The 23,491-nt window shown below is 67.9% G+C and carries 8 protein-coding genes; 2 read left to right on the top strand and 6 right to left on the bottom strand.

Features of this window, described 5'->3' with window-relative positions; genetic code table 11:
- Window positions 1-62: 62 nt before the first annotated feature.
- The 4 genes from TSH64_RS33875 to nifJ form a co-directional block, all read right to left on the bottom strand.
- A complete protein-coding gene (locus TSH64_RS33875; RefSeq protein WP_109451814.1) occupies window positions 63-1,568 on the bottom strand; it encodes a tagaturonate reductase in 1,506 nt (501 codons plus the stop codon).
- Between the two features lie 244 nt (window positions 1,569-1,812).
- Window positions 1,813-3,102, bottom strand: a complete 1,290-nt coding sequence (locus tag TSH64_RS33870; RefSeq protein WP_109453313.1) for a DUF2254 domain-containing protein — start codon at window positions 3,100-3,102, stop codon at window positions 1,813-1,815.
- A gap of 234 nt (window positions 3,103-3,336) precedes the next feature.
- A complete protein-coding gene (gene nhaA / locus TSH64_RS33865; protein WP_109451812.1) occupies window positions 3,337-4,542 on the bottom strand; it encodes a Na+/H+ antiporter NhaA in 1,206 nt (401 codons plus the stop codon).
- 317 nt (window positions 4,543-4,859) lie between these two features.
- Complete coding sequence (gene nifJ / locus TSH64_RS33860; RefSeq protein ID WP_109453312.1) at window positions 4,860-8,378, bottom strand: pyruvate:ferredoxin (flavodoxin) oxidoreductase; 3,519 nt, start codon at window positions 8,376-8,378, stop codon at window positions 4,860-4,862.
- A gap of 868 nt (window positions 8,379-9,246) precedes the next feature.
- On the opposite strand from nifJ, the gene TSH64_RS33855 reads away from it, so the two are divergent.
- Window positions 9,247-10,530 (top strand): MFS transporter, encoded by a 1,284-nt coding sequence (locus tag TSH64_RS33855; RefSeq protein WP_109451810.1) that lies wholly within the window; start codon window positions 9,247-9,249, stop codon window positions 10,528-10,530.
- 405 nt (window positions 10,531-10,935) lie between these two features.
- Here the strand turns inward: TSH64_RS33855 and TSH64_RS33850 are convergent, their stop codons facing one another.
- Complete coding sequence (locus TSH64_RS33850; RefSeq protein ID WP_109451808.1) at window positions 10,936-11,634, bottom strand: HAD family hydrolase; 699 nt, start codon at window positions 11,632-11,634, stop codon at window positions 10,936-10,938.
- 239 nt (window positions 11,635-11,873) lie between these two features.
- On the opposite strand from TSH64_RS33850, the gene TSH64_RS33845 reads away from it, so the two are divergent.
- Window positions 11,874-12,368: a MarR family transcriptional regulator gene (locus tag TSH64_RS33845; protein WP_109451806.1), complete on the top strand. Its 495-nt coding sequence runs from the start codon at window positions 11,874-11,876 to the stop codon at window positions 12,366-12,368.
- 52 nt (window positions 12,369-12,420) lie between these two features.
- Here the strand turns inward: TSH64_RS33845 and TSH64_RS33840 are convergent.
- A partial coding sequence (locus TSH64_RS33840; protein WP_146208152.1) for an Ig-like domain-containing protein occupies window positions 12,421-23,491 on the bottom strand: 11,071 nt, incomplete at its 5' end.

Here is a 23,491-nt window from a genome sequence, read left to right as displayed (position 1 = left end):
GTCATGCCTTCGGGGCGCGCCCCGATGGACGCGCCCCGCTTTCCCACAATAAAGCTGCCGGATCAGCCGGCGACCAGATCGGCCATGGCGGCCTTCATGCCCTTCGCCTCGATGGCGGCGAGGCTGTCGGCCACCCGCGCGGCGAGGCCGGGGACGGCGGTCAGATCCTCCTTCCACAGGCGGACGTCGGACAGGACGGCGGCAACCAGCGCCTTCGGATCGCTGCCGTTGGCCGCCCAGGCGGCGCTCATGGCGGCGATCACCTCCGCATTGTCGCTGATCGGGTAGGACCCGGCCTCGCGCGTGCCGGCATAGGCGCCGCCGGCCAGCTCGCCGCGGTAGAAGCGCAGCAGCGCCGCCAGCGAGAAGGACAGGCCGGCCGGAGCCGAGCCGTTGCGGGCCACCGCGTCCTTCAGGCTGGGCAGGACGCGCACCTGCCACTTCGACACCGAGTTCAGCGTGATCGAGATCAGCTCGTGCCGGATATAGGGATTGCCGAAGCGCTCCATGATGGTGCGGGCGTAATCCTGCCGCTCGGCCTCCGGCAGAGGCACGTAGGGGACGATCTCCTCGAACATCACTGTGTTCAGGTAGGCCGAGACGGTCGGGTCGTCCATCATCGACTTGACGGTGTCGAGCCCGGCGCAATAGGCGGCCAGAGCGCTGGCGGTGTGGGCGCCGTTCAGGATGCGGACCTTGCGGGTGCGGTAGGGCTGGAGATCGTCGGTCCACACCACGTTCAGGCCGGCCTTGTGCAGCGGCAACTCGTCCGACAGATGGGCCGGCCCCTCGATCACCCAGACATGGAAGGGCTCGGCGGCGACGGCCAGCTTGTCCTCATAGCCCCACTTGGCGCTGAGCGCCGCGGCCTCGTCCTTTGGGTAGCCGGGGACGATGCGGTCGACCAGCGTGTTCAGGAAGTGGTTGTGCGTCTCGATCCAGTCGGCGAAGCCAGCCTCCAGGCCCCAGCGCTTGGCGTGCGCCAGGACGATGCGCTTCAGGTTGGTGCCGTTGGCCTCGATCAGCTCGCAGGGCAGGAAGACCAGACCGCTGTCGGCGCTGCCGCCCAGCGCCGTGTAGCGGGCATGCAGCAGGGCCGCGACCTTGGCCGGGAAGCTGTCCGGGCAGGCGCCGGGCGCATAGGCTTCCTCACGGTCGGCGATGCCGGCCTCGGTGGTGTTGGAGACGAAGAAGCGCAGCGCCGGCGACACGGACAGCTCGACCATCCGTGCCCAGTCGGCATAGGGGTTCAGCGCTTCCGACACGCAGGAGACGACGCGGCGGGATTCGACCTCCTGCCCGTTCTCGATGCCGCGCAGCAGGACGGTGTAGAGGTTGTCCTGCGCCTTCAACAGCGGTGCGATGCCCTGGTCCAGCGGCTGGGCGATGGCGACGCCGGCCTTGGTCAGCCCCTGCCCGTTGGCGACATCGACCATCCAATCGACGAAGCCGCGCAGGAAATTGCCGTCCCCCACCTGGAGAATGGTCACGGGCAGGGTTGGGGCGCCGTCGGTGTGGGCGACGTCGAACGCGCCGCCGGCAAGCTGGTCACGGGTCAGGAAACGCATGACTGGGCATCCTTGAGGGGAGCTGAAAATCCGGGCCCGGCGCCAGGAGGGCAAGCACGGGCGATGAGTTCAATATACTAATATATTAATGGGCGGAGCAAGGGGAAAAGGGTGCGGCATTTACACCGCGCCCCTCATGCTGCGCTTCACCGTTCCCGCTTCAGCCTTCCCTGGGTCCAGACAGGTTTCCGCGGAAGGAAGTGCCCGAGCCTCTACCGTTCGATGAGCGGGTACGGCTTCATAGTCAGCACGAAAGACGGTCGCGGGCCTGTCGGCAGCGCTCTTTTAGAATCCTAAGATCCCGATCGATGGAGATTGTCTGCTCGCCCGTCGCCAGCACGGAGTCGAGCTGCTCAAGCAGCGGGCCCCGCATCTCCTCCGCATGAACCCGTGCCGCAAGCTCTCCGAGCGCCTCCGCCAGCCGGATCAAGATCGCCGGACTGCCGCTGCCTCCCTGCCGGATCTGATCGAAAGCGGCGCCGACGAAGCTGTCATAGTCCGGAATGTTCCTGATGACACGGACCACCCCGTCACCGTCGCGCAACACCGATGGTTCGAGCCCGCGGCCGAAGATATGCGCGAGCGCGGCGGACAGGTTGTCGATCACGGCAAGAGCGGTAAACACGTCGTTGATGCCCGGGGACAAGGCCCGGGTCGCGATCTCCACCAACTGACGAATGCCGAACTCCACATCCTGGGTGGGTGTGCGCTCCGGCCCGACGATGAAGGCCGAGCGGACGGCCCGGCAAAAGTCGTCCGTGCAGGCTTCCGGCGGATAGACGGCGATATGCTCGCCACCGCCGATCATGAAATGTCCGGGTCGGACCTCTATCCGAACGACGGCATCCGCCCGTCGGGCCGCGGCAACAAGCGCCTCCGCATCGAGCGTTTGGATATAGCCGTCCTGATGCAGGGCGAGCCACGTGAAATCCGTTCCGGGGCTTTCGGCTGGGATCGGCGGTTCGGGCTTTTCGGGAAGCAGGGCATCCACCATCCTGCACAGTTCCGACGCCACGTTCTGCACCACGTTGTCGTAGATGATCGACCGGGCAAGCCTGTGGACGTAATAGAGGAGCACGAACAGGCAAAGGGTGGTGAGACCGGTCCCCACGCTCACCGCCAAATGCGGGACGCTGTCGATCCGCTCCCCGTCCATGGTACGGAACACCACCAGCAGGTAAACGATGTCCGCAAGGAAGAGGCCAAGCACGCCCTGCGTCGTACGATCCTGAATGAAGGTGCGGATCAAACGCGGACCGATCTGGCCGGCCGCCAGCGTCAGCACGACCATGGTGATCGAGACCACCAGAGAGGTCATCGTGATCATGCCGGACAGCAGCGCGGACAGCAATTGACGGGCGCTATCAATGTCTCCGGCATAGATCAGCCAATATTCGCCGGCATTGCTGATGATGCCCCGCCCCCAGGACAACAGGAGGACGGCCAGTCCGAACCCGGCGCACCCCATCAGGACCGGCACCAGCCAGAGGCTTGTACGAACGATCTCCCAGTAATGACGAATCCTGTCGTTCATTGGCGCTCCCGTGACAAGGCCGTCTATGTCCGGGGTTGCAAACACCTCACGATAAGAAACGGCCCGGCGGAGGATGGGTCGGCTCCGCGCAAACGGCGCCATGAACGTCATCGGGGCGGCGGCAGGCTGCCACAGCAGGCCCGAGGCGACGGCATGGTGCGACCACCGATCACACTCCAGGGCGGAGCGGGGCCCCTCCACCTCATGCGATGGAGGGGCGGACGGCATGATGGATCAGGCGGCCCCCGTCATCGGCCGGATTTCCCGGTGAGCGAAGCGCAGCAGAACGGCTCCGGCCGTCGCCGAGAGGAGCGAGCCGGCGAATACGCCGACCTTGACCGCATCCCCAAGCTCCGGCGAGGTCGGAAAGGCAAGCGCGCCGATGAACAGGCTCATGGTGAAGCCAATGCCGCACAGCAGAGCCACGCCGAAGAGCTGGACGGTCGAGGCATCCGCCGGCATGTCGGCAAAGCCCAGTCTCACGGTGATCCAAGCGGTACCGAACACACCGACCATCTTGCCCAGGAACAGGCCGAGGGCGATGCCCAACGGCAGAGGCTCGGTCAGGATCGAGGCCTCCATGCCGGCAAAGGACACGCCGGCGTTGGCGAAACCGAAGAGCGGCACGATGAAGAACGCAACCCAGCCATGGATGCCGTGCTCCAGCCGGTGAAGCGGCGAGTGCATGTCATCCGGCCGGCCCGGGGCCGGGCGCAGCGGGATGGTCAGCGCCAGGGCGACACCGGCCAGCGTCGCGTGGATGCCGGAGGCCAGCACGGCCCCCCATAGCCCGGCACCGAGGATCAGGTAGGGCCAAAGCTTTTCGACTCCGGCCCGGTTCAGGAGAACAAGCACGGCCAGAATGGCCGCTGCGATGCCGAGCGCCGTCAGCGACAGCTCCGCCGTGTAGAACAGCGCGATGATGACGACGGCGCCGAGGTCGTCGATGATGGCGAGAGCCGTCAGGAAAATCTTCAGCGATGTCGGAACGCGGGGCCCCAGCAGGGACAACACTCCCAAGGCGAAGGCAATGTCCGTCGCGGTGGGAATGGCCCAGCCGCTCATGGTTTCCGGATTGCCGCGGTTGAATGCCACATAGATGAGAGCGGGAAACAGCATGCCGCCCGCCGCCGCCAGGCCGGGCAGGATGCGGCGCGACCATGTGGAGAGCTGGCCATCCAGCATCTCGCGTTTGATCTCCAGGCCCACGAGCAGGAAGAAGACCGCCATCAGACCGTCATTGATCCAATGCCCGATGCTCAATCCAAGCACATAGGAATGAAGCGCCTGGAAATAAACGGTGGACAACGGAGAATTCGCGACAACAAGAGCAGCAGCGGCGGCTCCCATCAGGAGCAAGCCACCAGCGGTTTCGCTCTCCAGAAATTCCCTGAAAACGGAAAGTGGTCGATTGCGGATATGGGTTTTCCTATCCGTCATGTATCTTAATCTCCATGCGATGTTCGCAATGACAGTTACCACAGACAGGCAATTGTTACTGCGGGAAATCGCCCGGATTCTGGCTATGGCGTGGCAGGTTCCCGTGCTCGGCTTCGGTGCCTCTGCGGACCGGTGGACAGGAACAAAGGAAAGGCTGCCGATGGATGGCGGCAGAGCGGTCCTGCGGCGGACCGGACAGGTGAACCGGCCTTCTGACCGCGCGCGGCCATTCGGGATCCACCGTCATGGCCGTCCACGGTTCAACTGGAAGCGCCCCCTTCAAGCAAGCGGAGAAACTGGCGCAAGGGGGCGGGGTATCACTCCTTGAACCCCGCCATATGCTCGAACAGGTGGCGCTTGCGGCGGATCTCCGCCTCAGCCTCGTCCAGCAGGGCGTGGAAGCGCTCCGGGTTGGCCCGCTCCACCGCGCTGAAGCGGGACTCGCCAGCCATGAAGGCGGCGAGGCCAGCCGATGGGGCGCCGCTGTCCAGTTGCAGGGCAGTCTTGCCCTCGGCCAGCCGCTGCGGGTCGCGGCGGTAGAGCGACCAGTGGCCGCTGTCCACCGCCAGCTTCTGATGCTCCAGCCCGTGCGACAGCTCGAAGCCGTGGGCGACGCAGTGGCTGTAGGCCAGCACCAGCGACGGGCCGCGATAGGCCTCGGCCTCCGTCAGGGCGTTCAGCGTGTGGCTGTCGCGGGCGCCGAAGGCGGTGCGGGCGACATAGACATGGTCGTAGGCCATCGCCATCAGCCCCAGATCCTTCTTGGCCGCCGACCGGCCGGCGGTGGCGAACTTGGCCGAGGCGCCGATGGGCGTCGCCTTGGACTGCTGGCCGCCGGTGTTGGAATAGACCTCCGTGTCCATCACCAGGATGTTGATGTCGCGGCCCGAGGCCAGCGCATGGTCGAGCCCGCCATAGCCGATGTCGTAGGCCCAGCCGTCGCCGCCGACGATCCACACGCATTTGCGGACCAGATAGTCGGCCATCTGCTCCAGCCGGCGGGCCAGCGGATCCTTCAGCGGGGCGAGCTGCGTCCTCAGCGTGACGACATGGGCGCGCTGGGCGGCGATGCCGGCGGCGTCGGTCTGGCCGGCCTCCAGCAGTTCGGTGACAAGGCCGGGCTCCAGTTGAGCGGACAGCAGCGCCAGCGCGTCGCGCGCCTGTTCGGCCATGCCGTCGATGGCGACGCGCAGGCCGAGTCCGAACTCCGCATTGTCCTCGAACAGCGAGTTGGCCCAGGCCGGGCCGTGGCCGCTGGCGTCGATGGTGTAGGGCGTGGTCGGCAGGTTGCCGCCATAGATCGACGAGCAGCCGGTGGCGTTCGCCATCACCATGCGGTCGCCGAACAGCTGGGTCAGCATCTTGATGTAGGGGGTCTCGCCGCAGCCGGCGCAGGCGCCGGAGAACTCGAACAGCGGTTCCAGCAGCTGGCTGTGCTTGACGGTGACCGGCACCGACTCGCGCGGGATGGCGGGCAGGCCGCGGAAGAACTCGAAGGCCTCCTGCTGGCCGGCCAGCGCCTGGATGGGGCGCATCTCCAGCGCCTTGCGGCCGGAGCCGTGTTTGTCTTCCACCGGGCAGGCGGCGACGCAGAGCGTGCAGCCGGTGCAGTCGGCCGGCGAGGCTTGCAGGCGGTAGCGCCCGCCGGGGAACTCGCGGCCCTTGTAGGGGATGGTCTCGAAACCGGCCGGGGCGCCGGCCAGTGCCGACTCCGGCACCACCGTGGCACGGATGGCGGCATGCGGGCAGACCAGCACACACTTGTTGCACTCGATGCAGAGGTCGGCGTTCCAGCCCGGCGCCTCCGCCGCGATGTTGCGGTGCTCATATTTCGAGGTGCCGGTCGGCCATGTGCCGTCGACCGGGAAGGCGGACACCGGCAGCCGGTCGCCATGGCCGGCGATCATCATGCCGGTGACCCGCTTGACGAAGTCGGGGGCGGTTTCCGGCACCGGGGCCGGGCGGCCATGGTCGGCGGTGACATGGTCGGGCACCGGGACCGGATGCAAATGGGCCAGCGCCTGATCGACAGCGGCGATGTTGCGCGCCACCACCTCCTCGCCGCGGCGGGAGTATGTCTTGGCAATCGCCGCCTTGATCTCGGCGATGGCGTCGGCGACCGGCATGACGTTGGAGAGGGCGAAGAAGCAGGTCTGCATGATGGTGTTGACGCGGCGGCCGAGCCCGACCTCGCGGGCGACGGCGCCGGCGTCGATGGCGTGCAGGGACAGCCTGCGCTCGATGCAGAGGCGCTGGACCTCGGCCGGCAGGGCGTCCCACACCTGCTCGGGCGTGCCGGGGGCGTTCAGCAGGAGGGTGGCGCCGGGGGCGGCCATCTCCGCCACCTCCACCCGCTCCATCAGCGGCAGATGGTGGCAGGCGACGAACTGGGCCTGCCCGATCAGGTAGGGCGCGCGGATCGGCTCCTTGGAAAAACGCAGGTGCGACACGGTGGTCGAGCCGGACTTGCGGCTGTCATAGACGAAATAGGCCTGGGCATGGCCGCCGCTGCGCGACTGGATGATCTTGAGCGAGTTCTTGTTGGCGCCCACCGTGCCGTCGGCGCCGAGGCCGAAGAAGACGGCACGGGACACGCCCGGCTCCTCCACCGCCCAGCGCGGATCCCAGGGAATCGAGTGGTGGGTGACGTCGTCGGTGATGCCGACGGTGAAGCGGCGCTTCGGACGGTCGCGGCCCAGTTCGTCGAACACCGCCTTCGCCATGGCGGGGGTGAATTCCTTGGACGACAGGCCGTAGCGGCCGCCGATCACCATGGGGTCGATGGCGGACGAGTCAGCCGCGCGGGCCTCCGCCAGAGCGGCGACCACGTCGAGATAGAGCGGATCGGCAACGGCGCCGGGCTCCTTGGTGCGGTCGAGGACCGCAATGCGCCGCACCGTCGCCGGCAGGGCGGACACGAAATCGGCGATGGCGAAGGGGCGGAACAGGCGGACGGTCAGGCAGCCGACGCGCTCCCCCTGCCCGACCAGCCGGTCCACCGTGCCGTTGCAGGTCTCCGCCCCCGACCCCATGACCACCACCACCCGCTCCGCCTGCGGATGGCCGTGATAGTCGAACAGGCGGTAGGCCCGGCCGGTGCGGGCGGTGAGCCGGTCCATCATCTCCTGCACGATGGCCGGGCAGGCGTCGTACCAGGGGTTGGCGGCCTCGCGCGCCTGGAAGAACACGTCGGGATTCTGCGCCGTGCCGCGCACGACCGGATGATCCGGCGTCAGGCCGCGGCGGCGGTGGGCATCGACGCAACCGTCATCGATCAGGGCGCGCAGATCATCGTCGGCGAGAGGCTTGATGCAGTTGAACTCGTGCGAGGTGCGGAAGCCGTCGAAGAAATGCAGGAAGGGCACCCGCGCCCGCAAGGTGGCGACATGGGCGACGAGCGCCAGATCGTGGGCCTCCTGCACGTTGGCCGAGGCCAGCATGGCGAAGCCGGTCTGGCGGCAGGCCATCACGTCGGAATGGTCGCCGAAGATCGACAACGCATGGGTCGCCAGCGTGCGCGCCGCCACATGCATGCAGAAGGGCGTCAGCTCTCCGGCGATCTTGTACATGTTGGGGATCATCAGCAGCAGGCCCTGCGACGCGGTGAAGGTCGTCGCCAGCGCGCCGGCCTGCAAGGCGCCGTGGACCGCCCCGGCCGCCCCGCCCTCCGACTGCATCTCCACCACCTGCGGCACGCTGCCCCACAGGTTGGGGCGGTGCGCCGCCGACCATTCGTCGGCGAATTCCCCCATCGGCGAGGATGGCGTGATGGGGTAGATCGCGATGACGTCGCTGGCGCGATAGGCCACGGAGGCCGCCGCCTCGTTGCCGTCCATGATGCGGGCCATCTTGGGGGCCATGTTGCGGACGGAAGAGACGGGCCTGAGGGGGGCGGTGGAGGTCGGGCTTTGGGTCATGCCGGAAAAATCCTTTGTGCTGGCGACAGTCGTCTCCCGAGGGGGGCGTCTTCGATGACGGGGCCGGCGGGTCTTTCAAAAGCCGGCGCGGGGTGAGGCAGAAAACGGCGGTCGACCAGGGCGAATGGTCGGTCCGAAGCGGGCCGGACACATTGACGTCGGTCAGTCCGGAGCGGGATTTCCGGGTGCCGCTGCTCTGCGCTGCACAACTGTCTGATATATTACTTTTGCAAGGAAGGCCCCAGATTGTCGCAGTGCAGCAACGAACGAGAACCGAGCGTTTCCACAGGGATGGCAGCGGCATGGCGGCCGTCCTGCCATTGCCGGCGGGACGGAAGCGGCGCGTAGACCATTGATCCAGGTCATTTATGGCGAGCCGACGCTGTGGCTTCCTACGGGCGGATGAACCGGGCAGACCGGCCCGCCATTAAAATCCGAACAGCAAAACAGGCCTTTCAACTTTCAATGATATTGCACCGCAGCAAGTAACCGCTCTCGGGAAACGGGCTGGCTTTTGCTGCGACTGCGAAGAAATCAGCGCATCGCATCATTGGACTGCGACATTTTCGCAAGAGCCGAAGGCGGCACCGGAAAACCGCTTGCACCCAACACTGATATATTAATATAACTCCGTCAGCGATGCTCCCGCCCCTCTTGAAGCAGAGCGGAAGCGACCCATTCGCCCGGCACCGAACACCCGCCGGCCAGGCATCCCGCCCGAGGATCGCCGCCATAAGGGCCTGTACGTGCGCACCGGCGCCTGCCGTGGCAGGCATGTGAGGAAAAGATGAACAAGATCCGTGGTTTGCGGTGGCAAATCCTTGCCCTGATGATGCTGGGCACCGTGGTCAACTACATCGACCGCAACACCCTGGGCATCCTGGCGCCGACGCTCAAGGAACAGCTCCACTTCACGACCGAGCAGTATTCCTTCATCGTCAGCGCCTTCCAGCTCTGCTACAGCCTGATGCAGCCGGTCGCCGGCTACATCACCGACCTGATCGGGCTGAAGCTGGGCTACGCGATGTTCGCCGGCGTCTGGGGCATCGCCGCCGCCATGCATGCGCTGGCCGGCAGTTGGCAGTCGATGGCCTTCTTCCGCGGCCTGCTGGGCATCAGCGAAGCGGCGGCCATGCCGTCGGGCGTCAAGACCTCCACCCTGTGGTTCCCGGCCAAGGAACGCTCCATCGCCACCGGCTGGTTCAACACCGGCAGCTCCATCGGCGCGATGATCGCCCCGCCCTTCGTCATCTGGCTGTCGCTGACCTATGGCTGGCAGGAAGCCTTCCTCGTCACCGGTCTGCTGGGCGTCGGCATGTCGGCCCTGTGGTACATGCTGTACCGCAACCCGGAGAACCATCCGCGCCTGACCAAGGAAGAGCATGCCTACATCCTGGACGGCCAGGAGCAGGTCGAGCTGCCGAAGCCGTCGATGAAGCGCGTGCTGGGCAAGGGCAAGTTCTGGAGCATCGCCGCCGCCCGTTTCCTGACCGAGCCGGCCTGGCAGACCTTCAGCTTCTGGATCCCGCTGTACATGGTCTCCACCCGCGGCATGGACATCAAGCAGTTCGCCCTGTTCGCCTGGCTGCCGTTCCTGGCCGGTGACATCGGCTGCATCCTCAGCGGTTACCTGTCGCCCTTCTTCGTGAAACGCTTCCGGATGTCGCTGGTCAACTCCCGCATCGCCGGCGTCGGCGTGGGTGCGGTCTGCATGGTCGGCCCGGCGCTGATCAGCTTCGCCGCCAGCCCGATCACCGCGATCTTCCTGTTCTCCCTCGGCGCCTTCGCCCACCAGATGCTGTCGAGCCTGCTCTATGCCCTGGTCACCGACACCTTCGAAAAGCAGGACGTCGCCACGGCGACCGGTTTCGGCGGCATGGCCGGCTACATGGGCGGCATGATCTTCTCGCTGATGATCGGCCAGCTCGCCACCACCATCGGGTACGAGCCGCTGTTCGCCTGCCTGACCGTGTTCGACCTCGCCGCCTTCGCCATCATCGCCCTGGTGCTGGGCCAGCGCGGTCCGAAATCCGCCGCCGCCGTCCCGAACGCCACGGCCGGCGCCGACTGACGGCCCGCCCGTCCCTGAAACGCCGCTTAACTGTGATAGAGACGCCCTCCGGCTCACCGCCGGGGGGCGTTCTGCGTTTGGGCGCCGTCATATCTGCGGTCAGGCACCACTGGATAAAAAATCCGGCCGAAGGAAGGAAAGCCGCTTGCCAGACGGATGAGATATTAATATATTAGTCCCGTACCGCTGGATGCGCCGTGGGTTGACCCGGCACAACTTGTTGGACGTTCCTCTCGGACTTAAAAGCCGCCGGTGTTTCCGGCGGCTTTTTTTTGGCTGGTCTGGAGACGGCCTTCAGTTGAACAGGAAGGACTGGCTGTCGATGGCAGTCATGGAGACCGGAGACGGCACCTCGCACCGCTCCGACCGAAACGGCGGATCGGATGGTTTCCGGCACTCCCGCTTTTACTGCGCCAGCCCGCGGCGCCCGCCGACTTCGTCCAGGTGATCCAGCATGTCGGCCGGGTCCTCATAGACGCGCAGCGCGCCGGAGCGTTCCAGCTCCTCCCGGCCATAGCCGCCGGACAGCAGGCCGATTCCCAGCGCCCGTGCCCGCTTGGCGGCGATCATGTCCCAGATGCTGTCGCCGACGACGAAGGCGCTGGCGATGTCCACGCCGATGCGCGCGGCGGCGGCCAGGAACAGGTCGGGGTCGGGCTTGGCATATTCGACCTCGTCGCGGGTGATGACGGCGGCCCTCGAAGGATCGACGCCCAGCTTCTCCAGCGCCGGCCGCGCCGTCTCCATCCGGCCGCTGGTGGCGATGGCCCAGGGGATGTTCAGCTCCGTCAGCGTGTCCAGCAGCTCGCGGGCGCCCGGCAGCGGAACCACGCCGGGGGCCAGCCGCCTGTAGGCCTGCGCATGGCGCTGGCGCAGCCGGTCGAGAAGAGCCTGGTCGGCGCCGAGACCGGTCTCGCGCAGCAGCATGTTGGTGAACAGCCCGCCGCTCATGCCGATCTTGCGGTGGATGCGCCAGACCGACAGGGCGATGCCCTCCTCGTCCAATGCCTCCTTCCAGGCCAGCACGTGCTGGTAGACCGTGTCGGTCAGCGTGCCGTCGAGGTCGAACAGAAAGGCGTTGGTCAGACGGGGGGTGCCGGTCATGTCCAGTATCCGCGGTTTGTGATGGTTGGACCACAAATGGGGCGGGCCGGCTGCTTTCGCCAAGGCTTTGGTACGGAAGCGATGGATTTCCCTCAACGATAATCCACGCGAATCCTGACGGCACTTTCACCACGCAGACGCGAAGACTGCCGCTTCCGCTGGCGCGTTGACTTCGCTACAGTCCACCGCCAAGCTTGCCGCCGGTTGGTTCGGTGCAGTGTCGGGAGGGAGAGAAGCGCGTGTCGGAAAGGCCGGAGGATGGCGACAACCCGTCGACCGACGACGATCTGGTCACCTTGCTGGACCAGGTCAGCCGGCTTGTCTATGGCATCAGCTTCACCGATGGGCTTTTCCCGGCCCAATGGGTGGCGTTGCGTTACTTCCATGACGCGCCGGAGCCGGCGCGCACCCTGACCGCGCTGGCGCGATTTCAGAAAATCCACCTGGCACCGGTGTCGCGCACCGTCTCCACCCTGGTGGACAAGGGGCTGCTGACCCGTCGGCAGCATCCGGGATTCAAGCGCGGCTGGCTGTTCGACCTGACCGACGACGGCAGGCTCCTTCTGGACCGCGACCCCCTGCGCCAGTCGCTCAGCCCGCCCATCGCCGCCATGGCGGCGAACGAACGGGCGATGCTGGGCCGGCTGATGAAGCGGATCATAACCCACATGCAGACCGACAGCGGCGACGGTGAAGCCGGAGGGGAGAAGGCGGACGGCACGCCGGACGCCTGACCCTGCCTGCCGCTCCCCCCTCTGCCTCTGCCCCACCGCGTCACCCACCCCGTCAGAACGTCAGCCGTTCGATGTTCTGCAGCACCAGCTGGTGATGGTTCTGGTCCTCCAGCGTGACGGTCGTCTCCTGGGTGAAGGTCAGGCCGTGACCTGACGGATCGACCGTGTAGGCATGCCCGTCCAGCTGCTGCATCCAGTTGGTGCCGGCATTGGCGACGAAGGCGCCGACCTCCACCACGTCGGTCCAGCCCGCCCCGCCATTGATGGTCAGGTCGCCACCGCGCGGGGCGAAGATGAACAGATCGTCCCCGGCCCCGCCGGACATGCTGGTGGTGGTGCTGCCGGCATGCAGGATGTCCGCACCGGCGCTGCCGGTCATCGTCGCACTGTTCGAGACCAGCACCTGCACGGCCATCGGGTCGCTGGACAGCCCTTGATCGTCGCTGACCATCACCTCCAGCGTCCGGGCGCCGCTGCCATTGGGCGTCAGGGCCAGATGGTGGAGGATGTCGGTGTAGGTCGCGGTGGAGGCGGTGCCGGACAGCGACAGCTGGTGGTTGGCATCGTCCCAGCTGACCTCGATCCCGGTGCCGGCCACCGTCTTGCGTCCGGTCGACGGATCGGTCGCGATGGTCAGGCTGTCGAGATTCAGCGTGTCGCCGGTCTGCGAGCCGGCGGCGATGCGGATCGACATGCCGGACATGACGCTGCTGTCCACATCGGTGATCGTCGCGTCGGAAATCACGGCCGGGTGGTCGGTCGCATCGGCGGCGATCACGGTGGTGGTGTGGGCGGCGGCCAGCACCGGCTTGTCGTTCACCGGATCGACGGTCACCGCCAGGGTCTGGGTGACCGCCGCGGTGCTGGCCCCGTCCTGGGCGGTCGCGGTGACCGACAGGGTGACGGTGCCGTTGGCGTCGGCCGGCGGGGTATAGGTCAGGCCGGTCAGATCCGAGGTGCTGAGGGTCCAGCTGCCGTCGCTGTTGTGGGTGCCGTGGTTCAGGCTGGCGCCCGCCGGCATGCCGGTGATCCGCACCGTCACCGTTTCCGACCCGTCGGTGTCGGTGGAGGCGGCGGTGATGGTCAGCGGAATCGCGGTGTCCTCCGGCCCATGGACGGCCGGGGTGGTCAGCGTCGGGGTGTCGGCGACCGGCGTCACCGTCACCGCGAGCGAGCGCGACAGGCTGGCCGGCGTTGCGGTGCCGTCGGTCGAGGTCGCGGTGACCGACAGGCTGAAGCTGGTGCCGCTGTCATGGGGCGGCGTGATCGACAGGCCGGCCAGCTGGGCCGGCGTCAGGGTAATCGAGCCGTTGCTGATGGTCAGCGTGTCGCCCGCGCTGTTCGACAGGTGGGCACCGGTCGGGATGTTGGCGATGGTGACGCTCAGCGTCTCCGACGGGTCGGTCAGGGCCGGGGTGATCGACAGGGCGACCGTGCCATCCTCCGCGACCGTCGCCGGATTGACCGCCAGGGTGGGCGTGTCGGAAACCGGCAGGACCGTGACCGCCAGCTGCGCAACGGTGGAGGCCGGAGCGGCGCTGCCGTCGGTCGAGGTCGCGGTGACGGTCAGGGTGAAGTCGGCGTCGTCGTTCGACGGCGGCTTGATCTTCAGCCCGGTCAACTGGGCCGGGGTCAGAGTGATTGAGCCGTTGCTGATCGTCAGCGTGTTGCCGGCACTGTTGGTCAGCTTGGACCCGGCCGGGATGCCGCTGATGGTGATGCTCAGCACTTCCGACGTGTCGGTCAGGGCCGAGGTGATGGACAGCGGGATCGCCGTGTCCTCGTTGCCGCTCGCCGCCGACACGGTCAGGGTCGGGGCATCCGACACCGGGTTGACCGTCACCGCGAGCGTCGAGGACACCGAGACCGCAGCGGCGCTGCCGTCCTTGGCGGTGGCGGTCACCGTCAGGTTGAAATCGGCATCGCTGTTCGACGGCGGCGTGATCGCCAGCCCGGCCAGCTGGGCCGGCGTCAGGGTGATCGAGCCGTTGCTGACCGTCAGCGTGTTGCCGGCGCTGTTGCTCAGCGTGGCGCCGGTCGGGATGCCGCTGATGGTGATCGTCAGCGTTTCCGAGCCATCCGTGTCGGTCAGCGCCGGGGTGATGGCCAACGCAATCGCCGTGTCTTCGTTGCCGGTCGCTGGCGACACGCTCAGGGTCGGCGTGTCGGAGACCGGGTTCACCGTGACCGGCAGCGACGCGCTGGTGCTGGCCGGGGCGGCGCTGCCGTCGGTGGCGGTGGCGGTGACGGTCAGGGTGAAGTCGGCGTCGCTGTTCGAGGGCGGCGTGATCTTCAGCCCGGCAAGCTGGGCCGGCGTCAGGGTGATCGAGCCGTTGCTGATGGTCAGGACATTGCCGGCCGTGTTGCTCAAGCTGGCGCCGGCCGGGATGCCGCTGATGGTGACCGTCAGCGTTTCCGACCCGTCGGTGTCGGTCAGCGCCGGATTGATCGTCAGCGCAATCGCCGTGTCTTCGTTGCCCGTCGCGGCGGACACGCTGAGCGTCGGGGTGTCGGACACCGGGTTGACCGTCACCGCAAGGGTCGAGGACACCGACACCGCAGCGGCGCTGCCGTCCTTGGCGGTGGCGGTCACCGTCAGGTTGAAATCGGCATCGCTGTTCGATGGCGGCTTGATCGCCAGCCCGGCGAGCTTGTCCGGGGTCAGCGTGATCGAGCCGTTGCTGACCGTCAGGGTGTTGCCGGCGCTGTTGCTCAGGGTGGCGCCGGTGGGAATGCCGCTGATGGTGATCGTCAGCGTCTCCGAACCGTCCAGATCGGTCAGGGCCGGGGTGATGGTCAGCGCGATGGGTGTATCTTCATTGCCGGTCGCGGGCGCGACGCTCAGGGTCGGCGTGTCGGTGACCGGGTTGACCGTGACCGGCAGCGGCGCGCTGGTGCTGGCCGGTGCCGCCGTACCGTCAGTGGAGATAGCCGTGACGGTCAGGGTGAAGTCGGCATCGCTGTTCGACGGCGGCGTGATCTTCAGCCCGGCAAGCTGGGCCGGGGTCAGGGTGATCGACCCGTTGCTGATCGTCAGGACATTGCCGGCGCTGTTGCTCAGGCTGGCGCCGGCCGGGATGCCGCTGATGGTGATCGTCAGCGTCTCCGAGCCGTCGGTGTCGGTCAGCGCCGGGTTGATGGTCAGCGCGATGGCCGTGTCCTCGTTGCCGGTCGCGGCGGACACGCTGAGCGTCGGGGTATCGGACACCGCGGCCAGGGTGATCGGCACGGTGACGGTCCTGGTCGCCGTGCTGCCGTTGGACTCGATGCTGACGGCGGTGACGGTCAGGGCGATCGCCGCATCGCTGTTGGCGGGCGGGGTCAGGGTCAGGCCGGTCAGCTGGGCCGGCGTCAGGGTCCAGCTGCCGTCGGCATTCTTCGTCCCGGCCGACAGCAGCGCGCCCGTCGGCACGCCGGCAATCGTCAGCAGCCCCAGCCTCTCCGACCCGTCGGTGTCGTACAGCGCCACCGAGAGGTTCAGCGGCACGGCCGTGTCCTCGGTGCCGGAAAGCGGTGCCCAGGTGATGATCGGCTGGTCGGCGACCGGATCGACGCTGACCCGGAACAGCTGGCTGGTGGTGGCGGTGGCCCCGGTGGAAGCCTCCGTCGTCGTCGCGGTCAGGGTCAGGTTGAAGTCGGTGCCGGCATTGGCCGGCGGCATCAGCTTCAGCCCGGACAGCTGGGCGGCGGTCAGCGCGACCGAGCCGGCGGTCGGCGTCAGAATGGTGCCGTTGGCATCGATCAGCACCGCACCGGCCGGCAGGCCGGACAGCACCAGGGCCATCGTCTCCGACCCGTCGGTATCGACCAGCGCCGCCGTCAGGTTCAGCGCGATGGCGGTGTCCTCGCTGCCCGAGGCGTTGGCGACGATGACGGTCGGCGCGTCGGCGACCGCAGTGACGGTCACATGGATGGTGGCGGTGGTGCTCGCCGTGTCCTTGTTGGAGCTTTCCAGGCTGGTGGCGGTCAGCGTCAGGTCCATGCCGCCCGAATAGTTGCGCGGCGGCGTGACGGTCAGGCCGGCCAGCTCCGACGGCTTCAGGGTCCAGGACCCGTCGCCGTTGTTGGAGCCATGGTTCAGCACGGCACCGGCCGGCAGGCCCGACAGGATGACCGCCATCGTCTCCGACCCGTCGGTGTCGACAAGGCTGGCCGACAGGTTCAGGGCGATGGCGGTGTCCTCCGCCCCCGTCGTGTCATGCACCGTGACGTTCGGCGCGTCGGCGACCGCGGTGTAGGTGACCGAGAAGCTCCTGCTCGACCAGGCGGGGGCCGCCGTGCCGTCCTGGGCGGCAGCGTCCACCGTCAGCGTCACCGTGCCGGCATAGTTGGCGGGCGGCGTCAGCTTCAGGGCCGCGCGGTCGCTGGCCGACAGGCCGGTCAGATCGTAGACGCCGTTGCCGAGCGACGTGCCGCCCGACAGGGTGAAGCCGGCCGGCACCGTCACCCGCAGGGCGGTGATCACCTCGGAGGTGCCGACCAGATCGGTGACCGCGGCGTCGATGGACAGGTTGGCGGCATGATCCTCCAGCGCCGTGGCGGCGCTGACGGAAATGGCGGGGGCGTCGCTGACCGGCGCCACCTCGACGGTCAGCGTCCTGGTCGTGGTCGCCCGGTCGGCGTTGCTGGTCTCGCGCGAGACCGCCGTCACCGTCAGTTGGAAGGTGCCGCTGGCATCGTGCGGCGGGGTGAATTTCAGCCCGGCCAGCTGGCCCGGCGTCAGCACCCAGCGCCCGGTGGTGGAGTCGAGATAGCCGGCAGACAGCGAGGCACCGGCCGGTACCCCGTCGATGACGATGCTGGCGAGCGTTTCCGACCCGTCGGTGTCGGCCAGCGCGGCGGTGATGTCCAGCGCGATGGCGGTGTCCTCGTTGCCGGACGCCGTCTGCACGGTCAGCAGCGGGCTGTCGGCCACGGCGGTGACGGTCACGGCCTGGGTCAGCGTGGTGTGGGCGTTGCTGCTGCCCGACACCACGTCGATGGAAAGCGTGAAATCGGCATCGCTGTTCGATGGCGGCGTCAGCCTCAACCCGTCCAGCTGCGCCTTGGTCAGCGTGATCGAACCGCCGGTGACGGTCAGCGTGTCGCCGGCCGTGTTGCTCAGGCTGGCGCCGGTCGGGATGCCCGACAGGGTGACCGTGGAGACGTCCTGCCAGTTCGCCAGCCCGTCCTTCAGGCCGAGTGCCACCGACGTATCCTCGGCGGTGGTCACGGCATGCGGCCGGTCGCTGCCGACGCTGGGATCCAGCACCGGGGGCGGCGGCGGAGGGGGCGGAGGGGGCGGCGGAGGAGGAGGCGGGCTGGTGCCGCCGCCAGTGTTGCCGCCGTTGCCCGGATCGGTCGAGCCGCCGCCCGAGGAGGCGGTGGTGGTCCAGCTCAGCACGAAGCTGTCGGACACGCTGGTGTTGCGGTCGCCCTCGCTCTCGATGCTGTAGGGGTTGACCGTCAGCGTGACGCTGGCGGTGTCGACGCTGCCGGACACACTGTGGGTGATGCCGGTGGCGTTGGCATCCTTGACGGTCAGCTTCAGGCCGCCCTCGGCCAGCGCCGCGGTGTAGTCCTCCGCGGTCAGCGTCCAGGTGCCGTTGCCGTTGTCGATGCCGCGCGACAGCACCGTGCCCTTCGGCACGCCGCCGATGGTGACCGCCAGCTTTTCCGACCCGTCGGTGTCGGCCAGGAAGGCGTTCAGGTTCAGCACCAGCCCATCCGGCACGCCGGTCGTCGACTGGTCGTCGACATGGTAGGGCACCGCCGAACCGTCGGCAGCATGCGACACCGGCGCGTCGGCCACCGCGGTGATGGTGACGGTCGGGGTGTAGGTCCTGGTCAACGTGTCGGTGCCGTCCATCGCCGTCACCTTGACGGTGATGGTGAAGTCGTCGGCGTTGTTGGCCGGCACGATCAGGCGCAGGTTGCCGAGCTTCGCCGGATCGACCGTCCAGCTGCCGTTGGCATTGGCGGTCAGCGCGCCGGCGTCCGAGCTGGTCAGCGTCACCCCGGCCGGCAGGCCGGAGATGACGATGGAGGAGATGTGCTCCGACCCGTCGCTGTCGCCGGTCAGGGCGGAGATGGTCAGCGGGATGCCGCCGACGGCATCCTCCAGCCCGCTGGCGCCGATCGAGACGACCGGCTCGTCCGCCTTGGGGTCGACGGTGACCGTCAGGTCGCGGGTGTCCTTCAGCATCCCGCCGGAGGTCACGCCGTTCACGGTGATGATCGGCGCGCCGTTGCTGTCGGTGGTGATGACGTCCACCTTCAGCGTGATGGTGCCGGAGAAGTCCTTCTTCGTCGTCAGCGTCAGTTCGTTGCGGTACTCCGCATCGACCGACCAGCGGCCGTTGCCGAGATAGACCAGGCCGCTGTCGTGCCCGGCCGCCAGCGACAGCCAGGAGCCCGACGGCAGGTTGCTGACGACCAGCGACAGGCGCTCCGACCCGTCATTGTCGGTCATCACCAGATCGCCGAGCTTCAGGTTGATCGCCGTGTCCTCGTCGCCGCGCGCGGTCAGCGTGCCGTTCGGCGTCACCACGTCGGCAACGCCCTGCACCTCGACATGGACGGACACCGCCGCCGCGTCGGCGAAGGCGCCGTTGGAGCCTTCCGTCGCCCGCGCGGTGAAGGTCAGGTTGAAGCCGGTGTTGGAGTTGGCCGGCGGGGTGATGGTCAGGCCGGACAGGTCGGCCTGGGTCAGCACCCATTTGCCCAGCGTCGCGTCGTAATGGCCGTGGTTCAGCGTGGCGCCCGCCGGCACGCCGCCGACGAGGATGCTGAGGCTTTCCGACCCGTCGCGGTCGGTCAATGCTGCGACCACCGACAGCGGGATGGCGGTGTCCTCGCGCCCCACCGCATCGGAGGCCGACAGGACCGGCGTGTCGGCGACGGCGGTGACGGTCACCGTCAGCGACTGCTGTGCCGAGGTTGCGGTGGTCGCCCCTTCCACCGAGGTGGCGGTGATCTTCAGCGTCAGCGTGCCGGAATAGTTCGGCGGCGGCGTGAAGGTCAGGCCGGTCAGCTGCGCCGGGGTCAGTGTCCAGCTGCCGTCGGCGTTGTGGATGCCGGCGGACAGCGTCGCCCCTTCCGGCAGGTTGGTGATGGTGATGTGGTCCAGCGTCTCGCCCGTCACGTCGGACAGGTGGGCGTCGATGGACAGCGGAATGGCGGTATCCTCATTGCCCGTCGCCGCCACGGGGATGACGATGGGGGCGTCGGCCACGCCGGTGACGGTCACCGTCAAGGTCGCCGGCGCGGAATCGGCGGTCGAACCGTTCTCGCGCTCCACCGAGGTGGCGACGACCCGGAGGGTGATGGTGCCGGAGAAGTCGTGCGGCGGGGTCAGGCGCAGGCTCGCCAGATCGGCCGCATTGACCTTCCAGCTGGTGCTGCCGTCGCCCTGGGTGCTCAGGACCGTGCCGAGATTGAGGCTCGCCCCGGCCGGCACGCCGGAAACGGTGACATAGCCGATGCTCTCCGACCCGTCGGTGTCGGTCAGCGCCGGGGTGATCTTCAGCGCGACCGAGGTGTCCTCGTCCGTCGCCGCGGCGGCGGCGGTCACGGTCGGCGCATCGGCCACCGCATCGACGGTGATGGTACCGGTCGCCGACTTGCTGCCGCGCACCGTGCCGGCGCTGGTGCTGTCGATGGTCCCGACCGTCAGGGTGTAGGTCAGATCGGCATCGGAGTTGCGGGTGGTGACGATCTTCAGGCCGGACACCGTCCAGGTTCCGGCCGCTCCGCCGGCCACCAGGGCGCTGGTCGGGATCGTCCAGCTGTAGGTCCCGCTGCCGCTGCGCGTCAGTTCCGTGCCGTTCAGGTACAGCTTGGCGCCGGCGACATCCAGCTGCGAGGCCGACATGGTCAGCGTGACCGTCTCCACCGCCTCCGCGCTGGCGGCATCGACGTCGCTCAGCGTGATGGTGGGGGCAATGGCGATGCCGCCGGCCGCATCCTCGTTGCCGCGCGTGTTCAGCGTGGTCAGCGTGATGGAGTCGGCGACCGGCGCCACCTTGATGGTCTGCGTGGCGGTGGAGGTGCCGCCATAGGCGTCGGTGACGGTGAAGGAGAAGGTTTCCGTGCCGCTGAAATCGGCGTCCGGCGTGTAGATGAAGGTGCCGTCGGCGTTCACCACCAGCGTGCCGTGCGCCAGCCGCACCGGCTGGCCGTCGGCGCCCGGCCCCTTGAAGGTCAGGCTGTCGTCGGTGCGGCCGTTGAGGGTGTCCTGGTCGGTGGCGACGAGGCGGCTGCTGACCGCATTGTCCTCGGTGGTGGAGGTGGTGGCGGCGGCGGCGGTGGCCGTCGGGGTGTAGTTCAGCACCTCGCGCACATTGACCGGCTGGCCGTCGACGTAGATTTCGAGCTTCTCGAAATCCGCGACCTTGATGCCCAGCGCCGTCAGGGTGACGGCGTTGGCGACATCGGTGTCCTTGGTCGCGGCGTTGGGATCGGCCGCCGCCGCCTCGATCAGGTCGCGCAGGGTGCGCAGGTCGGCCAGGATCGCCGGGTTGGACATCTGGGCGGACGTCAGCATCACCCGGAAGGTGTCGATGCCGGCATCGCCATCCTGCAGTTCCGGAACCGACGCGGTTCCGCCGTCGGTTCCGACGGTGAAGATCGACAGGTCGTCGCCCGCCCCGCCATGGATGGTGTCGGTCCCGGCCCCGCCGGTGATGGTGTCGTTGCCGCCGCCGCCGAGCAGGATGTTGGCGCCGCCGTCGCCGGTGATGACGTCGTCGAAGGCCGAGCCGGTGACGTTCTCCAGATTGCGCAGAACGTCGGTGCCTTCGCCGGTGCCGACCCCGGTCGCGAGGTTGGCGTTCACCGCGGTCGCCGAGCCGGCATAGGTGACGGTGTCGTTGCCGGCACCGCCGTCGATGGTGTCGTTGCCGGGGCCGCCGGCCAGCAGGTCGTTGTCGGCGCCGCCGTCCAGGCTGTCGTCGCCCAGCCCGCCGATCAGGGTGTCGTTGCCGGCCCCGCCGAAGATGGTGTCGTTGCCGTCGCCGCCGTCCAGGCTGTCGTTGCCCTTCGGCGTGTTGGCGAAGCTGATGGTCAGCGTCCGCGGGTCGCTGTCGGCGGTGCTGCCGTTCTCCTGCTCCCTGGAGGTCGAGACGACGGTGAGGGTGATGGGATGGCTGGTGTCGCCTTCCTGCGCGGTCAGCTTCAGCCCGGACAGCTGGGCCTCGGTCAGGGTCCAGGTGCCGTCGGCGTTGAGGGTGCCGGCGCTGAGCGTCGCCCCGGCCGGGACGCCGGAGATCGTCACCTTGGAGATGGATTCCGACCCGTCTCGGTCGGTCACGGCGGGGGTGATCGACAGGGCGACGGTGAAGGTGCCGCTGCCGTCGCCATAGATCACGTCGTCGCCGGCGCCGCCCAGGATGGTGTCGTTGCCCGCACCGCCCGACAGCGTGTCGTTGCCGGCGGTGCCGGTCAGCGTGTCGTTCTGTCCGACCGCCAGATCGTAGGTGATCGGCGTGACGGAAACGGTCGGCTTGTCGGCCACGGCGATGACGGTGACGGCCAGGGTCGTCTGCACCGAGACCGGGGACAGGCCGCGGTCCGTCGCCGTGGCGGTGACGGTCAGGGTGAAATCGACGTCGCTGTCGGCCTTGGGCGTGATCTTCAGGTTGGCCAGCTGCGCCTGGGTCAGGGTCCAGCTGGTGGTGCCGTTGCTTTCCGTGACGAAAGTGCCGGCGCTGAGCGTCGCCCCGGCCGGAACGCCGGTGATCTTGATGCTCAAGCTCTCCGATCCGTCGAGATCGGTCAGGGCCGACCTGATGTCCAGCGCGATGGCGGTGTCTTCGTTGCCGCTCGCCGCGGTGACCGACAGCGTCGGGGTGTCGGTCACCGGGTTGACGGTGACCACCAGCGGCAGGGTCGTGGTCGCCTCGGCCGCGCCGCGGTCCTTGGAGACCGCGGTCACCGACAGGGTGAAGTCGTCGTCGCTGTTCAGCGGCGGTGTGATCTTCAGCCCGGCCAACTGGTCGGGATTGAGCGTGATCGAGCCGTTGGTGACCGTCAGCGTGCCGTTCAGCGTGTTGACCAGCGTCGCACCGGCCGGAATGCCGGTGATGCGGATCGTCAGCACCTCCGACCCGTCGGTGTCGGTCAGCGCCGGGCTGATCGTCAGCGGAATGGCGGTGTCTTCGTTGCCGGTGACGGCGGTGACGCTCAGCGTCGGCGTGTCGGACACCGGGTTGACGGTAACCGGCAGGGTCTGGGTCACGCTGACCGCGTCGGCGACGCCGTCCTTGGCAGTCGCGGTGACGGTCAGGGTGAAGTCGTCGTCGCTGTTCGACGGCGGCGTGATCTTCAGCCCGGCAAGCTGATTGGGGGTCAGCGTGATCGACCCGTTGGTGACGGTGAGCGTGCCGTTCAGCGTGTTGGCGAGGATCGCACCGGCCGGAATGCCGCTGATCGTGATCGTCAGCGTCTCCGACCCGTCGGTGTCGGTCAGCGCCGGAGTGATCGCCAGCGCAATCGCCGTGTCTTCGTTGCCCGTCGCCGCCGTGACGCTCAGAGTCGGCGTGTCGGTGATCGGATCGACCGTGACATGCAGCGTCTGGCTCGTCGTCGCGACCGGTGCCGTGCCATCCTTGGCAATCGCGGTGACCGTCAGGTCGAAATCGACGTCGCTATTGTGCGGCGGTGTGATCTTCAACCCGGCAAGCTGCTGGGGCGTCAGCGTCCAGGTGGTGGTGCCGTTGCTTTCCGTGACCGAGCTGCCGGCACTGAGCGTCGCTCCCGCCGGAACGCCGGAAATCCGGATGGTCAGCGTCTCCGACCCGTCTGTGTCGGTCAGCGCCGGGTTGATCGTCAGCGGAATGGCGGTGTCTTCGTCGCCACGGGCGGCGGACACGGACAGGGTCGGGGTGTCCGACACCGGATTGACGGTGACCACCAGCGGCGCGTTGACACTGACCGGAGCGGCGACGCCATCCTTGGCCGTCGCGGTGACGGTCAGGGTGAAGTCATCGTCGCTGTTCAGCGGCGGCGTGATCTTGAGGCCGGCAAGCTGATTGGGGTTCAGCGTGATCGAGCCGTTGCTGACCGTCAGCGTCCCGTTCAGCGTGTTGGCGAGCGTTGCTCCAGCCGGGATGCCGCTGATGGTGATCGTCAGCGTTTCCGACCCA

Source organism: Azospirillum sp. TSH64, from assembly GCF_003116035.1.
GTDB lineage: Bacteria > Pseudomonadota > Alphaproteobacteria > Azospirillales > Azospirillaceae > Azospirillum.
The sequence above is the reverse complement of the archived record's forward strand: the minus strand, read 5'-3'. Positions and strand labels throughout refer to the sequence as shown.